The sequence below is a fragment of the Haloimpatiens massiliensis genome (assembly GCF_900184255.1).
GTDB lineage: Bacteria > Bacillota > Clostridia > Clostridiales > Clostridiaceae > Haloimpatiens > Haloimpatiens massiliensis.
In genome coordinates this window covers 153,822-170,705 of the sequence record NZ_LT854637.1, presented here as the reverse complement: position 1 = coordinate 170,705, position 16,884 = coordinate 153,822, and the positions used below count along the sequence as shown (strand labels likewise).

The following is a 16,884-nucleotide window of genomic DNA, read 5'->3' as shown; positions in this document are numbered from 1 at the left end:
AACTAAGATAGTAGCTCCTAATTTTATAGGAACTACTACCTTAGTTTATATTTTTCCTAAAACCTAAGCACTTTCCTTTTCGTTATAATACCTAGCTTGTGAATTCCACAACTCATAGTATTTGCCCTCTTCATCTTTTATTAGATTTTCGTGATTGCCCTTTTGAATTATTCTTCCCTCATGAAATACTGCTATCTCATCACAGAATCTGCAAGATGAAAGTCTATGTGATATATAAAAAGCGGTTTTTGTGCCTACTATTTCATTAAACTTAGAATAAATCTCAAATTCTGATATAGGATCTAGTGCTGCTGTAGGCTCGTCTAGTATCATAATAGGTGCATTACGGTATAAAGCTCTAGCTAAGGCTATCTTCTGAGCTTCTCCGCCTGAAATTTCTATTCCTTCTTCATCAAAGTCTTTGTATAAGGATGTGTGTACCCCTTTAGGCATAGTATTTAATCTTTCTTTTAGTCCAACCTCTTCTACTACATTCACTACAGACTTTTCATCATAATCTGTTGTTGCTGCAACGTTTTGTCCTAAAGAAAAGGAGAATAATTTAAAATCTTGAAATACTATTGAAAATAAGCTCATGTATTCCTCATAATTATATTTTTTTATATTTATACCATTTAATAATATCTCCCCTTCATTTGGGTCATATAATCTGCAAAGAAGCTTTATAAAAGTGGTTTTTCCTGAGCCGTTCATTCCAACTATTGCAAGGCGCTCCCCAATATTTAATTTCATAGAAACATTCTTTAGGGCATAAGTCTCTGACCCTGGATATTTAAAAGATACATTTTTAAACTCCATCTGATATTCATCATCGTTTCTCTTCTCTACTGGAAGGGTTCCATTATGTTTTTGTCCTTTAATATTTAAAAAATCATAATAAAGTTCTACGTATTTATTATTATTAACAATTTCATTAAAAGAAGATAGAACTTCTTTACTTCCAGTCATAAATTGATTTATACTTCCCACATACTTGACTATACTGCCTATGGTTATAGCGCCGACTATAGCCTTTAATGCAACAAAGAAATATACCATACCACTAGAAAGTGATGATATTAATGCATCAAATGCATTATATTTTGCCTTCATATTACCCATTTTGTTAAACAATTTTGTTGAATTTTTACCAAAACTCTCTAATCCTTCATTAATTATTGGTTTTTCATTGTATAACCTCACTCCTTTTCCTGCATTATAATCTGAATTCATTTCACAATAAAATCCCCACACTCTATTCATATCCATTATTTTATTAAACCACTTAAATATATTTTTTTCTGATTTAGATACTAATTTTAAACTAATTGTTATGCCTAAAAAAATTGTAATTAAAAAAGCATAAGAAAACCCTCTAGAATTTATAAATGATAAGGATCCTCCTATAACATTGGGCTTAAATAACTCTATAATCAAGACAATAGAAGTTATAACTGTAACTAAACCCTTTATAAATTTTCCTATACCCCATACAATAATATAAGATATACCCCCTCCATTAAAATTTTGAGATTCTCTTATCTTTGTGTAGAGTTTGTGTACTTCTGAGTTTTCCACATACTCATAGTCCATATTTGCTATCTTTTCACTTAATTTCATATCTCGATTTTCACATACAATTTCCATGAGTAAATCTTTTAAATGTTCAAGTGCTTTAGAAATAAGATAAACCCCTAAATTTAAAGTTATAGTTATTCCTACCAACACCTTAAGATTATGAATATTCTTATGTCCAAGTAGTTCATCAATAATTAATGCAGACATATATATATTTATAAAAGGAGATAACGATTTAAAAAGTGAGTGGAATATAGTAACAGGGAGCATCCAAGGCTGTAATTTATAAACTTCCTTTAAACTAAATCTTAATATTTTAATTTGTTTTTTAAAATCTCTTTTACGCATATTTCTCTCCTCCTACATTATTTTTATAATAGTAGCTCTGCATGTCGTACATCTTTCTATATTTTCCCTCTTTATTCATAAGGCTATAATGGTCTCCCTCTTCTTTTACCGCTCCATTTTCAATAAACACTATCCTGTCACAAAACCTAGTAGAAGATAACCTATGGGATATAAATATGGAAGTATGTCCTTTTGTAAGTTCATTGTATTTTTGATAAATTTCATTTTCAGCTATAGGGTCCAGTGCTGCTGTAGGCTCATCTAATATTATAATTGGAGCATCCTTATATAGTGCTTTGGCAAGCATTAATTTCTGCATCTCTCCTCCTGATAGTTCCACTGCATCCTTATGCACAGATTTAACCATTGGAGTTTTCTCTTTCTTAGGTAGAGACTCTATTTTTTTCATAAGACCTGACAAGTTAAGAACCCTTTGCATTTTATCCTCATCTATATTTTTTTCTATATCTGGTGCGATATTTTTCTCAATAGATGTAGGCAAAGCATGCATCTCTTGAAATACCACAGAAAACAAAGTATAGTAATCATCTCTATTGTAAAGACTGCTTTTCTTACCATTTATATATATTTGTCCTTTTGTAGGAGTGTATAATCCACATATAAGCTTTACTAAAGTGGTTTTACCTGCTCCATTAACCCCTACTAATGCTAATTTTTCTCCTTTTTTTATGTGCAGATTCATATTCTTAATAGTGTAATCCTCAGCTCCACCGTATTTATAATATACATTTTTAAGTTCAATATCACAGGGCATTCCATAGGCAGGAATCTCTATCCCCTGTCCTCTATTCATCTTATCCTCCATCTCTAGATACTCTCTCAAATCACATATATCAAGACTAAAGGAATTTAAGGTATTAATATTTTTTACGATGCCTGATAACCATGTAGAAAATCCAGCTACAGCTCCAAAATACATTACAAAATTCCCCATAGCCATACCTCTATAAATAACTGAATATATAAGAAATCCATAGGTTATTCCATCTCTTAAAAGAAGAAGTATTCCATCAATGAAATTAGCAAAGTATCTTCTTTTTATATTTTTATTTTTAAAATAAATTTCTTTCTTTTGAAAAATCTTGTACATACTTTTAAACCAAGGAAACATATTATAAAGTCTTATATCTTTAGAGGATTTAAAGTCTCCTGTTCTTTTTCTTATATACTCTATTTTCCTTTCCATTGGCACTATATTTTCTTTATTTTTGTGCTCATATTTGTTTACATACCTTCCTATAAAATAATTTATTACTGAGGATAAAATTATAAATATAACTATGAAAGGATGAATAGTAACTATTATACCTGCATATATTACAAACCCGATCATATTAGAAAATAATTCTATTATAACCTCTACTATTGCCTCCGCAGCAGCTTGGTTATTCATAAGTGCTTTGTCTGTTCTAGATAACTTTTCTTGCCCCCTTAAACTATCTGTATTCTCATAATCTGTATCCATTGCTTTATTCATTATTAATTGAATATATCTAAATCTATAAGGCGATTTTCTAAAATAAGTTATAGATTCTGTAGTATTTAAAATTATATTCAAAAAGATCATTATAACAACAGGTATGCCTAAATTTATCATAAGCTTAGAAACTGACAAATTAGAAGTTACAGAATCTATTACTATCTTAGGCAAATATATACCTATAAGTGGAATAATAACTGTTATTGGGATCTGCACAATAACTAACCACCATAAAGTTTTATCCCATCTCCAGATATTTTTTATTAAATACATAGTATTAGTAAATGTTGAATATTTAGGTTTATCCCTTTGAACTTTTTCACTCATAACATCATCACCCTTTTTATATTTTTTGTAATACTACTGCAATTAACTTAGTTAATGTAAACTTTAAAATCTAGAATTAAGTTGGAATTTATACAGCAGTTTCCTAATTTAAATTTTAAAAACTCATATGAAGTTTTATCCTTCATTTTCACTTTTAAATTCTAAATTTTTTATCCATAATTCATCAATGATCATCCGTACATTGATCATTGATTACAAATTACAGATCTCCATTTATTTCCCTAACTATATAATATCAATACGAAGATTTTAATATATAAAAAAAAGCACCAATGGTTATATTTAAAACACCAATGGTACTATATAGGTAAAATAATCTCCGTTGCAAATACACCTTCTTCATTTTGCCTATTTATAAATCCATCATATTTAGCCACAATGCTATCTACTCTTTTTAGTCCAAAGCCATGGTTTATCCCTATTTTTGTGCTTACATATCCTAAACTTGTCTTTTTAACTTTTCCTCCACTAGAATTTGTTATAGAAATATATAACTGCTTTTTCATCTCTCTTATGTATACCCTTATAAATCTTTCGTCAGGATTTTCTATCTTAAGAGCAGCTTCCATAGCATTATCCATTAAGTTTCCAATGATAATACATAAATCTATATCTGCTACTTGAAGGTTTTTAGGCACTATTGCCTTAGCATTTATATTTATCTTTTGGCTAATTGCTAGGGATAGTTTACTATTCAGTATTGCATCCACCATTATATTTCCTGTTTTTAAAACCCTATCTATTTGGATCAAATCCTTATCTAAATCGTTGAAGTAATTTTTCATGTCCTCATATCTTCCTAATTTAAGATACGCTTTCATAGTCTGTATATGATTGTGATAATCATGCCTCCAGCCCCTCATTTTTCTATAAATATTTTCCACCTCGTTATAGTGCTTCGCTATAAGATCATCTTGATAATCAGAAATACGCTTGTCCACTAATTTAAATAGTATGTATCTAATTAAAAAAAACAAGAGAACAATTAAAATTATAATAGCTGCAATTATAAGGATAATACCCCTACTACTCATCTATATCACCTCTGAAATACTTTATAAATGCCACATTGGTATCCTGATATCTTCTCCTACTTACAGGAATAATTTCTCCATTATCTAATTCTAACTGTGTACTTTTTATAGAATTTATATGCCTAAGTCCCACCACATAGGATCTATGACATCTTACAAACATATTCTTATCCAGCTCTTTTTCTATAGTCCCTATGCTTTTTCTAGTGGTATATTTATTCTGCAAGGTATTTATCTCTATATAATGAGCAAAAGCCTCGATGTAAAGTATATCCTTCTGATTTATTTTATTAAATTCACCCTCTGCCTCTATAAGAATTGCTTTTTCTTCCTTTGAAATTTTATCTAAGGCTCTATCTAAACATTCGTATAGCTTTTCTTCTTTTATTGGCTTTATTAAATAATTTATTGCTTCCACATCATAGCCTGCTTGAATATAATCAGTAACTGCTGTTATGAATATTATCTTTACATCACTGTTTTCATTTCGTACCTTCTTGGCAAGTTCAATACCGTTTTTTCCTGGCATTTGAACATCTAATAAAAGTATTTCATATCTTTTGTCCATACTCCATTTAAAATAGAAGCTTTCAGCATTATAAAAGTCTTCGATGCCTACCCTTATGCCCTTAGAGCTTGACCATTTTTCAACATATTTATTTAAAAGTTCTAATTGTACCTTTTCATCTTCAATAATAGCAATACTCACTCTATCTAGCATTTTCTCACCCCACTATAATGAATTATAACATATTTATGTATGTTCATTAATATTTTGTAAATTACTTAGCTCCATGAATTTTGATTGCTAGAATTTGAATTTAATAATTATTACATGTCTAAATTAAATCTTAAGACAAATGAAAAAAGCACTGCGTCCTACCAAGAATAGGTTGTGCTTTTTCATATAATTTTATTTAATTAAATAAATCAATTCAGTAGTCCTAAACTTAAGATGTTCTAGAATTGTAATCTCATAACATTTACTACATGACTCTTCACTTTAAAGTTCATATTAACTTTTTTTATGCTTTTATATCCTAATGTAGACCAAAAGTTAATCCCCCTATCGTTATCTTCAATTACTCCTATTCTAAACGACTTTGCTCCTAAATCTTTTGCCCATATAGCCAATGCTTCATGTACCATTTTACCTAATCCATTACCTCGTTCCTCTGGTTCAATAAGAATTAATCCAAGCATCCATTCCCCTATAGTTGGGAAATCTTTTATAATATCAACTATACCAATTAATTCATGAAATTTATATATTCCTAAAACAAATTTATCTTCATAATTTTTATTAGGTGGCAAACTAATAAATATTTCATCTATCTCTTCTTTAGATGGTATTGTCCCCTGGTGCAATATATAATAATCTGAACATTTCTCACATAAATTCTCAACAATATTACTGTACTCTTTTGAAAGATATTTAATCATATATCCATTTACTAAATTAATATTTTGCATTATATAATTCCCCCAATTAACAACGTGTTACTTTAATAAAATCAAATTTTAACCTATTTTTAAATTATTCTTTTACCCAGTAACTACTACAATCATTAGAACGTTCAAGAAAACCATACTCTATAAGTGACCTTCTAATAGTTGCATAATCCTCATATATTCTTTGTAAAATTCTATTTATTTCCTTTTCAGAGTATTTCTTTCCTTTAGAAAAATTCTTAACTATTTCAGATAAAATTATTAATTTTTTCTTTTCCTTAGCAGGAAATGCTTTTATAGCTCCACTTTCATCCATATAAATTTTAATTGTACTTTTTCTTTCCTTATCAGTAATGTTATATCTATCATCTAGTGTGGTTGCTGTTTTGTGTGCATCACATAGAGTATCTTTATCCAATTTATTCACCTTTTTCTTTGTGTTTAATGCTAGTAATTCCATTATAGATAAAAATAATTTTGCTTGTTTTTCTTTTTCACGTAACTTATAGCGATGATTTCTTATAGTAGACTGTGCTACACCTAACTTTTCGGCAATCTCCTTATCAGTTAATCCTGAAGCCATTAGTACTAAAAGGTCTCTTTGCACCTGTGATATCCCTGTAAATGCTGGGTTCATCCCTAATAAATATTCTAAAGTAGAACCATGTTTTTTTAATATATGAATCTCTGCAGCTTTTCTTGAATCATAAAGAATAGAATCTATTTCATATATTCTTCCCTTTGCAAATTCTTCCTCACAAATTATACATTTATAGCCTTCCTCTAACTCTATATACCCTTTTTTCACCTCTTCAATAGTCGCATCCCAAAATAATTCTTTATTATTTTCCTTCATACTATTCAACTCCCCTATTTCATATATTTCTATATAAATTATAGGTTAATTTTAGGATTTTGTCTATATATAAATAAACTTTTATTCATTTTGTCTATATATAATTTAATTATTAACACAAAAATTAGTAGCCCTTTTTAAGAGCTACTATTATAATTTTTCCATATATTTCCTATGGCGAATAATATACAATAATTATCCCACAAAAAGTATTACATTACTTGAATTATGAAATTTCTCTGGAATGAGTTGCATAAGGAGCAAAGAAACTATTTAAATTTAATTTTAGAAATTCTTCTTTTAGACAGATAAAATTATTGTATAATATCCAAATTAAAATATATTTTCATTTAAAACTCCTTACTATCTCTGCATCATCAAAGTGTATAAGTTTTTCCCCAACAATTTGATAATTTTCATGTCCTTTTCCAGCAATAATAACTATGTCACCAGTTTTAGCGGCCTTAAGTGCTGCATATATAGCTTCCTTTCTATCTTGAATTTTCTCATATATGCAGTTAGTTTTTTTAATTCCTACTTCAATGTCATTTATGATACCTGTAGGATTTTCATTTCTTGGGTTGTCAGAAGTTATAAAACACATGTCTGCAAACTCTCCCCCCATTTCTCCCATAATAGGCCGTTTGGTTTTATCTCTATTACCACCACAGCCAAATACTAAAATAATCCTATTTTTAGTTAATTCTCTTGCGGTACTCAATACATTCTTAAGGGCATCAGGAGTATGAGCATAATCTACTATAGTCAAATAGTCCTTATTATTGGGAACTACCTGAAACCTCCCAGCTACACCAGTAATATTACTTATTTCTTCAATAATTATATCTAAAGGTATACCTAGAAAATAACAAGCTGCAATAGCTGCCAAAGCATTGTAAACACTAAATTTTCCAGGAATTTTAAAACTTACTTTCTTTAAAACACCATGAAAATCCAATATAAAGTTTACACCTTCAAGGGAATAACATATATCTCTTGCCTTAAAATCACAAGAGGTATGGATTCCATAGGTTATAATATCACATTTAGCATTATGTTTTATCTCCTTTGAAACTTTATCATCAGAATTAATAATTCCAAGCCTACACATTTTAAATAATTTCATTTTTGCATTTTTATAATTTTCCATTGTTCCATGCTCTTCCAAATGATCTTGAGTTAAATTTGTAAATATGCCCATGTCAAAATCACATTTATAAACTCTATAATTATCCAGTGCAGACGAACTAACTTCCATTACTACATCTTTAACATCTAATTCAATCATTTCATTAAATGACTCTTGAAGTTCAATAGCATCTGGAGTTGTGGGGTTTTTCTTTTGGGTTTTTAGTGTTTTATTTCCAATACGATTTTCAATAGTACCAATAACTCCAACTTTACGCCCAAGACCTTCTAATATTTTTGATATAAAAATGGACACAGAAGTCTTTCCATTTGTTCCTGTAACACCTATAAGATTAAATTTTTTAGAAGGCTCATTATAATAAGTATTTGCAATACTAGCTACTATAACTTTTGTATTTTGAACTTTGATAATAGTAATATTCTCTGGAATATCCTGCACTTCATGTTCCACAACCAGTGCAATGGCACCAGCATTAACCGCTGCACTGGCATGATCATGCCTATCTACATTTCTATTTTTTACACATACAAATAATGCATTAGATTTAACTCTTCTAGAATCCCATGAAATACTGTGGATATCTATTTCATCTGAGCCTCTCATTATTGTGTATGGAATATTAATTAATAATTCCTTTATTTTCATATATATCCTCCGATGAATCTATCCTTTGATTACCTATGGTAATACTCCCATCTTCTACAAATGCAGGAAGTAACGTTAAATAAGTTTTTACATAATATTTTATAATACAGCTTTATATAATCTATTATATTGATATTTTTTACTAGTTTTATAGTTAAAATTGCCATAAACATTGTAAAAAATGCTTTATACCATTATAAATTTAAAGAGCGACATAGATTTGATTTGCACAAATCCATGTACGCTCTTTAAATTACTTTTACTATATAGTTAAACTCATCTATTTTTTTATACTTTAATTTCTTATTGAACTTTAAAAACTCAGCTTCTAAAAAATCAATATATGAATAATACTCATCTCTTACTTCATCTATTTGTTCTTTAGACAACCCTTTAAGAACATTTATTTCTTCCTGTTTATCTTTAAACATCAAATCTCCAATAATTATTTTTCCATTATCTCTTAATACCCTAAGCATTTCTCTTATAGCTATAGACTTTTCATCATTATTTAAATGATGAAAAGCATATGTGGACACTATAATATCAAAACATTTATCACTGTATGGTATTTTTAAAAACTCTCCTAACCTAACCTTTAACTTTGGATATTTTTCTTTTGCAACTCGAAGCATTTCTCTAGATTGATCTATTCCTACTATATCATAATCATTCTCTAAAAATTTACCAGCTAAATTCCCTGTTCCAACGCCTATCTCTAATATACGAGAATCATTTATTATGGAACTTACAGCTAAATTATATACATTTTCTAATATTAAGTTATAATTTTCATATATCTTAAGTACTCCTTTATCTTTCATTACAGATTCATCATAAGTATCAGCCCAACTATTAAAATCCCATCTGTCCTTCCAACTATTTTTAATTTTGTTCAATTCACTAGCACTTTTTATAATATCTAGTATATTATCATCTACTCTACACTCCTCTGATTCATAAATATTATCTATTATGCTTTAAAGAGAATTTCTTACAACATTTAATCTATCAATTTCATTACTTACAATCTGCCACTCCCTATTAAAGTGATTTAAATAATTACTGCTATTATTATTAAACATTATGTCTTTTATATCTTTAATTGATAACCCTATTGATCTATATAATAATATTGCTTGCAGCTTCATTATATCTTTATAAGTGAATTTTCTATACTCATTATCTACATCCCTTAAAGGAACTAATAATCCTTTTTTCTCATAATACCTAATTTTATTAGTTGTTATATCAAATATATTAGCCACTTCATTTATACTATAATAATTTTTCATAATCTTTCATCTCCTTCAAGTGTTATTCTAAACCTTAGTCTTAGACTAAGGTCAAGAAGGAAATATATATTTTTTATATTTTGTATTCAAATTCAATTCTAAATACTGCTTAAAATTATTTTTATTAGGAAATATTAAATTGCATAATTTTAATTTAACACAAACATATGTTAAATTTAATGTATTATAATTATAATGATATTATTATTGCTCATTAATTCCAATGCCTTCAAGTTCTAAAACTTTTTTGATACACTTATCTCCCTTAAAATCTTTAGTCCTTTTGCAATTTACTACTGGGAAATCAGGAGTAGTTTTAAATTCCTCATCGCATTTTCCATTCCTAGTTAAAAACATGTTGCTAGACATTCTAACTATCAATCCACTGTTAGGTAAAGCAAATAGTACTGGGTCACTACCACCACCATCTCCACCAGTGGTTGTACCGATTATAGTTGCAAAATTAGTGTCCTTGCAAAATATCGAAAAGGATTCCGATGAAGAATATACACTCTTATCTACAAGAAGATATATTTTTCCTTTGAATTTGGAATTATTACTCTTTATAATTTTCTAGGATTTTACAAATCCACTAAACTTATCTAAAATTTCTTTAGGTGCGTTATTTATTACTTCCTCTGACAATTCACTCATAGGTGTTAAATAAATCCCTCTTGCATTAACATAATCATTTATTATTTTATTACTATTTCTAAATAACGAAAAACCTCGCCTTTCCATATCTTCATTTGCTATAAGAGAAACTATACTTTCCCAGTAAAGATCATTTCCACCACCATTACCTCTTATATCAATAATCAAAGCTTTATGGTTTTCTAAAGTTTTTATATAATCAGAAATAATTTTCATATCCTCTTCTACTGATTTATTTCTTGGAGTCATCTGTGGCAAATACATATAACCAACCTTATCTTTAACTACATCTTTAAGTATCAAATCTCTACTAGAGAACATTTTTTTACTTACATCCTTACTTTTATTTTGGCTTTCAAATTTTTCATATCTATTTTTAACCTTATCATCATCAAAAAAATCATACCACCCTAGTTTACCATATCCGTCTTTAATCATACTGTAGGATTCTTTATTATTGACTAAATGTGTATGCCCATTATGCAAATCCGCTAATATTAGTGAAAGTTCTTTTATAAATTTTTTATCATTTCTAGTAGATTTAATTCTTTTTAAATATGAATCTTTATTTGCTAACCAATCTACATTATTTAATCTCTTATTTACATCAATATAAGGATACCCTTCTTTTATTACCTGATACATATATTCAAAGTCTTGCACTTTTTCTTTTGTAGATAGTTCCTTAGTTCCTCCCTTGCTACAACCAATTAAAGCAATTGAGAGGAATGCTATAATTATTGCTAGCGCAAACTTTTTCCTCATATACCCATCCCCTTTGTTTGTTTTAGATAATATTTTATATTTTTCTAATATATACTATAATACTATATTTTAACAGTTATTTAAATACTTGTACAAATACTACCTTCTAAAGAGTTAAAATTTGATCCTGTATATAAATAGGCTCAAGTTTTAACTTTAATTACATATTTTAAATAGGTTAATTTACATACATAGTATCGTAATATGATTATAAAAATAATATTAGCTGTAATACAACTTTTTTTGTCACACCCTATTTATAGTAAACTGAGGTGTGACTTTATTTATTTAACAATATTGAGTTACTTTAAACTTTTATTTGCTAATAATTTAAATTTAATTATTTATTTCCTCAAAAACAATTACTTGCTAATCTTAATTTGACAGTGTATGATAATTATTGATATATTTAGATAAAAAATAGTAAAATGTTAAGATTTATATAAGGGGGAGAGAAAATTTTATGTTAAAAACTATCAAATCAAAAATCACTTTTATAGTTCTTTTACTGTTAAGTATTATTATATTTATTGGTTTAAATTCATTAGTTAAATTAAAAACAGTAAATGAAAAGTCTACAATCATATCACAGCAAATGATACCAGGTATTATATATTCAGAAGAACTAAATACTCTGACTTCAGATTTCAGAATACTGGAATATGAACATGTTATTGCTGAAAATAAAGAAACAATGAGTGCAAAAGAAAAAGCTATGGAAGAAAAAAATAAAGAAATACAAGAATTTATAAAAAAATACGAAAACACCGCTACTGCTGAAAAAGATAAAAAATTGATTAACGATGTTAAAGATAAATGGTCTCACTATCTAGATTTAAACAAAAAAGCAGCTGTATTAAGCAACCAATTAAAAACAGAAGAAGCTATGAAAATATTAAATACTGAATCAAAAGAAGCCTTCGATTCAGCATCTTCAACTTTATTAAAATTAGCTCAACTAAATAAACAAGCCTCTGAAAATGCTAGTTTAGAAGGAGATAGGCAGTATGAAAATTCCAAAAAATTCACTTTAATTATATTAATAGTTTTAGCATTAGTATCTGTAGGTGTTGGTATAGTAATTATCAAGTCTATAACAAAATCATTGGATATTTTAAAAAGGGAGTTAGATGTTCTTTCCGAAAAGGGAGGAGATTTAACTCAAGAGATTGTAGTTGATTCTAAAGATGAAATTAATGAACTGGCAAAAAGTATAAATAAATTCATAAATAATATAAGAAACATTATGGTGTCCGTTACTGAAAACGTAGATAATATAGAAGTAGTTGTAGATACTATAAATGGTTCTATGTCAAAATTAAATGAAAACATAGAAGGAGTATCTGCTACAACTCAAGAATTGTCTGCAAGCATGGAGGAAACAGCAGCGTCATCAGAAGAAATGTCTGCTACATCAAAAGAAATAGAAAGTGCTGTTAATTCCATAGCAGAAAAATCAACAGAAGGAGCACAACACGCTGAAGAAATACACACTAGGGCTAAAGAAACTCAAACAAATGTACAAACATCACAAAAAAGAAGTAATGATATATTTATAAGCACAAGTTCATCACTAAAAAAAGCTATAGAACAATCAAAAGTAGTAGAACAAATATCCGTACTTTCAGAAGCTATTATGCAAATAACACAGCAAACAAACCTTTTAGCTTTAAATGCGGCAATTGAAGCCTCAAGAGCCGGGGAAGCAGGAAGAGGTTTTTCAGTGGTAGCTGATGAAATTAGAAAACTTGCAGAACAATCAAAGGATGCAGTAGTTGAAATAAAAAATATCACAGATAAAGTAACAGAAAATGTAGATAATCTAGGAAAACATTCTAGCAATCTACTAACATTTGTGTCAACAGACGTAGATAATGATTATAAAACAATGCTTAAAGTAGCAGACAAATACAATAAGGATGGTAATTTTATAGATAATATTGTAACAGATTTTAGCGCCACATCAGAAGAACTTTTAGCATCAATAAATAATGTATTAAAAATTATAGAAGGAGTTGCAGAAGCAGCAAATGAAGGAGCAAATGGAACAACTGACATTGCTACTAAAGTATCTGAAGTTAACAATAAATCAACTGAAGTACTAGAGCAAGTTCTTAAAGCAAAGGATAGTACGGCTAAATTAAAAGCTGAAATTTCTAGATTCAAAATATAAATGGATAACCGAAGGTCTTAACAAAATTTTTTAAAACCTTCGGTTATCTTTTTTATTTTACAACTAGTCCCTTTTATATTTCTATGTCTTAATAGAATTTTTCACCTTAAACCTCACTTTTATAAAATTAATAATCTACCCTTGAATAATACATGGGAAAATTTCATAATCCTCTTTGACAAAAACTTGCTTCATAAACAACCATTGTGGCTGCAACTCCTACATTTAATGAATCTGCTCCTCCAAACATAGGTATTATTACTCTTTCACATTGACATTCATTCCAAGTATCTGAAATACCATGTATTTCATTTCCTGCAATAATAGCAATCCTCCCTTTATAGTCAGCATTATAATAATTTTTAGTAGCCTTTAGATCAGTACTAATAATTTTAAATTTATTAGCTTTAAGCCACATTATAATTTCATTTATATCCTTATTTATTACTGGCAGCATAAAACTAGATCCCATACTTGACTTTATTAATTTTTGATTTGTTTTTCTCACATTACTATTACAAATAATTACTCCATCTCCACCAGCACCATCAACAGATCTTATAATTGTTCCAATATTCCCTGGTTTCTCTAATCCATCAAGTATTACTAGCAAATTGTTCTCCTTCAATTCTATATCATCAAGTTTATACCGCGGAAAACTACATAATAAAAAAAATCCCTCACCACTATTTCTACTACTTAATCTACTACATAGATTACTTGATATTAAATGTGAATTATCTGCTGCGCTAACAATAAATCGAACCATTTCAAGCATAGTTTTGCTTTTAATAAAATCTGGACAAAACACAAAATTTCTTATTCTTATATTGCTATTAATTATTTTTTCATAGGCCCATAATCCTTCTATAACAAATAAGTTTTCATCCTCAACCTTTTTATTCTTTATTAATTTATTTATATTTCTTATTGAAGGTTCCTTACTGCCCACAAATTTTAAATTAGAAAACTCCCTATATAACTCCTCAATATTTAAATTCATTGTATCACCTCAATTTTAAAAAACACTGACACAATCATTTTAATATAATTTTATACTACTATAATAGATAAAGAACAATTCTATATTATTCTTTACAAAAAAGCTACCACTTATTTCATTACTTCAGTGATAGCTTTTTTGAGGTTTATGTTATTTATAATACAGTTCTGCACAATCCCTATAATGAAAATATTCCTTATCTATCCATGTATCGTGAAATGTATTTTGTGATATAAAATACATTAGCATTATTATATTCGTTTCTACGTATATTTAAGACAGTAATTTTTTAACTGGGCACATACACTTTCTATATCGTTCCCTTCATTTTGCAATTCACTCTGCCATTTTTTCATGCATATTGGTAAATTTTCAAATTTTTCATTGGTTATTATCTCTTCAATATCTTCATTTATTATATTGCCCATAGAAAAAACATCATCAGGAATTATTTCGCATGGTTTCACGTTTCCATTTCCACTTATAGCTAAAGAAAAAGTGCCTCCTCCGCATAAAAGACATTTAGAATTTGAATATGGTTGTACACTTTCTTGATTTATATTAAACTTTGGATTATAGTCCTCTTCTTTATCACAATCTACATTTATTTTATCCCTATACTTTATCTTTAAAGAATTAAGTATTTTTAATATTTCTTTTTCTGATAATAACTCAACATTATTAGTATTCCTTGCTCTTTCTAGTGGAAATAAATATCCAAATCTTATCCTTTTTATATTAAGTCTTATGCATAAATTTATTAAATCTTCTGCTTCTTTAACAGAGTTCTTTGCTAAAATAGAACCTATGGATGGATAAATGTCATTTTTTATAAGTTCCTCAATAGCCCTTATGGCTTTTCTAAAAGATCCTTTAGTTCTTGTAAACCTATCGTGTTCCTCTTCATTAGCTGAGTATAGTGGTATTTGAATATTTTTTAATCCTTTAAATCTATGAGCATTTTCACTATTTATTAGTGTACCTGTTGTAGTAATAGTTGTTTTAAAATTTTCCTTACAAAAATCTAAGATTTCATAAAAATCATCATGCAACATAGGCTCTCCACCTGTAAGCTGTATACTATTCAAATTGCCCTTTAAAAAATTAAGAGTTTTTAAAATCCTCTCTTTGGATATATGTTCTTCCTTTTCATTACTAGATTCTTTATAACAATGAATACACTTATGGTGACACTTATTAGTAAGACTAAATATTAAATTATAAGGCATTTTTATTTTTTTGCTACCTGTTACATACATTTCACTATGTATCGGCACAGTATTAGTACAAATAAACTCCTTTTTACTATTAATGAACTGAAAAATCTTTTCTCTAACATCTGCAAAATTACCAATCTCTAATTCAGTATCAATTTCTTTTGCTATATCATCTATAGTCTTTTCTCCATTTATCTTTTCTACTATATATGTTTCTATATCATCTAACATGTATTTTTCAGTATCTCTTATAACTATAGAACAATCTCCAAAGTAATGTAGATTACTATTGTCTAAAAAAGCTAGATATACTGAGTTCATGTACTTCACCTCCTAATGATAATGACTGCAAATAAAAAATATATATTTGCAGTCAAATAAGTTTTTTAGTTTTACATTTTATTTGATTTTAGTATGGTTCGTCACCAGGGATACTTCTACGACAACCACACCCTTGAAGTTTTTTAGTTTCTTTTACAACAAATTGTAAAAATCTTTTTTTTGTCATTCTACTTCCCTCCTTTCTTTCTATTTTAGAAAGCTTGTTTATATTATATTACATTTAATACCATATTTGTAACATAATTTATATAAATGTAAAATATTTTTTTACTTGATACTTATTGTAAAATCAAAGTAAGATACCTTAACGTTCTTTAGCTTCTTAAAACTAGAAATTTTAAAAATCTTTTTTTATTTTTACACTTAACCCATTTTTTGTTTTATTTAATGTAAATTTTATCATTTTATAAATATATATTTTATCTACTGATAATCACGCCAAGTAATAAAAAACTACTACTCCTTAAAAGAGTAGTAGCCTGAAATCCATAAATTTTGCGTATACAATTTTCTTAATACTATT

The 16,884-nt window shown here is 28.0% G+C and carries 14 protein-coding genes; 1 reads left to right on the top strand and 13 read right to left on the bottom strand.

From position 1 onward, the window contains the following. Positions 1 to 63: 63 nt before the first annotated feature. From C1715_RS03995 to C1715_RS03955, 11 genes are all read right to left on the bottom strand, one after another. Positions 64 to 1,926, bottom strand: coding sequence for an ABC transporter ATP-binding protein (locus C1715_RS03995; RefSeq protein WP_102399358.1), 1,863 nt, complete (start codon positions 1,924 to 1,926; stop codon positions 64 to 66). After that, on the bottom strand, positions 1,919 to 3,754 hold the full coding sequence (locus C1715_RS03990) for an ABC transporter ATP-binding protein (protein WP_102399357.1): 1,836 nt from the start codon (positions 3,752 to 3,754) through the stop codon (positions 1,919 to 1,921). Before C1715_RS03990 ends, C1715_RS03995 begins: the two co-directional genes overlap by 8 nt. Before the next feature lie 320 nt (positions 3,755 to 4,074). After that, positions 4,075 to 4,809 carry a sensor histidine kinase gene (locus C1715_RS03985; protein WP_102399356.1) on the bottom strand — a complete coding sequence of 245 codons (735 nt, stop codon included), beginning with the start codon at positions 4,807 to 4,809 and terminating at the stop codon, positions 4,075 to 4,077. Beyond that, complete coding sequence (locus C1715_RS03980) at positions 4,802 to 5,530, bottom strand: LytR/AlgR family response regulator transcription factor (RefSeq protein ID WP_102399355.1); 729 nt, start codon at positions 5,528 to 5,530, stop codon at positions 4,802 to 4,804. The genes C1715_RS03985 and C1715_RS03980 overlap by 8 nt, the downstream gene beginning before the upstream one ends. Positions 5,531 to 5,769: 239 nt before the next feature. After that, a complete protein-coding gene (locus tag C1715_RS03975) occupies positions 5,770 to 6,282 on the bottom strand; it encodes a GNAT family N-acetyltransferase (RefSeq protein ID WP_102399354.1) in 513 nt (170 codons plus the stop codon). A 64-nt stretch (positions 6,283 to 6,346) separates the two neighbouring features. Next, positions 6,347 to 7,117, bottom strand: coding sequence for a DUF2087 domain-containing protein (locus tag C1715_RS03970; RefSeq protein ID WP_102399353.1), 771 nt, complete (start codon positions 7,115 to 7,117; stop codon positions 6,347 to 6,349). A 346-nt stretch (positions 7,118 to 7,463) separates the two neighbouring features. Next, positions 7,464 to 8,912: a UDP-N-acetylmuramoyl-L-alanyl-D-glutamate--2,6-diaminopimelate ligase gene (locus C1715_RS03965; protein WP_102399352.1), complete on the bottom strand. Its 1,449-nt coding sequence runs from the start codon at positions 8,910 to 8,912 to the stop codon at positions 7,464 to 7,466. A gap of 248 nt (positions 8,913 to 9,160) precedes the next feature. Then, complete coding sequence (locus tag C1715_RS19705; RefSeq protein ID WP_242971882.1) at positions 9,161 to 9,811, bottom strand: class I SAM-dependent methyltransferase; 651 nt, start codon at positions 9,809 to 9,811, stop codon at positions 9,161 to 9,163. Positions 9,812 to 9,892: 81 nt separating this feature from the next. Beyond that, entirely contained in the window at positions 9,893 to 10,207 is a 315-nt protein-coding gene (locus C1715_RS19700; protein ID WP_242971881.1) for a MerR family transcriptional regulator, read from the bottom strand. A gap of 204 nt (positions 10,208 to 10,411) precedes the next feature. Next, positions 10,412 to 10,774, bottom strand: coding sequence for a S41 family peptidase (locus C1715_RS19695; RefSeq protein WP_278320086.1), 363 nt, complete (start codon positions 10,772 to 10,774; stop codon positions 10,412 to 10,414). Between the two features lie 6 nt (positions 10,775 to 10,780). After that, complete coding sequence (locus C1715_RS03955; protein ID WP_242971880.1) at positions 10,781 to 11,626, bottom strand: S41 family peptidase; 846 nt, start codon at positions 11,624 to 11,626, stop codon at positions 10,781 to 10,783. A gap of 463 nt (positions 11,627 to 12,089) precedes the next feature. Here C1715_RS03955 and C1715_RS03950 point away from each other — a divergent pair, with 463 nt between their 5' ends. Next, positions 12,090 to 13,799, top strand: coding sequence for a HAMP domain-containing methyl-accepting chemotaxis protein (locus tag C1715_RS03950; protein ID WP_102399351.1), 1,710 nt, complete (start codon positions 12,090 to 12,092; stop codon positions 13,797 to 13,799). A 163-nt stretch (positions 13,800 to 13,962) separates the two neighbouring features. Here C1715_RS03950 and C1715_RS03945 read toward each other — a convergent pair whose 3' ends face one another. Together C1715_RS03945 and C1715_RS03940 are read right to left on the bottom strand one after the other, a co-directional pair. Continuing rightward, the gene (locus C1715_RS03945) at positions 13,963 to 14,802 is read right to left on the bottom strand and encodes a TrmH family RNA methyltransferase (protein WP_102399350.1); all 840 of its coding nucleotides are present in this window, start codon (positions 14,800 to 14,802) and stop codon (positions 13,963 to 13,965) included. A gap of 263 nt (positions 14,803 to 15,065) precedes the next feature. Then, positions 15,066 to 16,340: a radical SAM protein gene (locus tag C1715_RS03940; RefSeq protein WP_102399349.1), complete on the bottom strand. Its 1,275-nt coding sequence runs from the start codon at positions 16,338 to 16,340 to the stop codon at positions 15,066 to 15,068. Between the last annotated feature and the right edge of the window lie 544 nt (positions 16,341 to 16,884).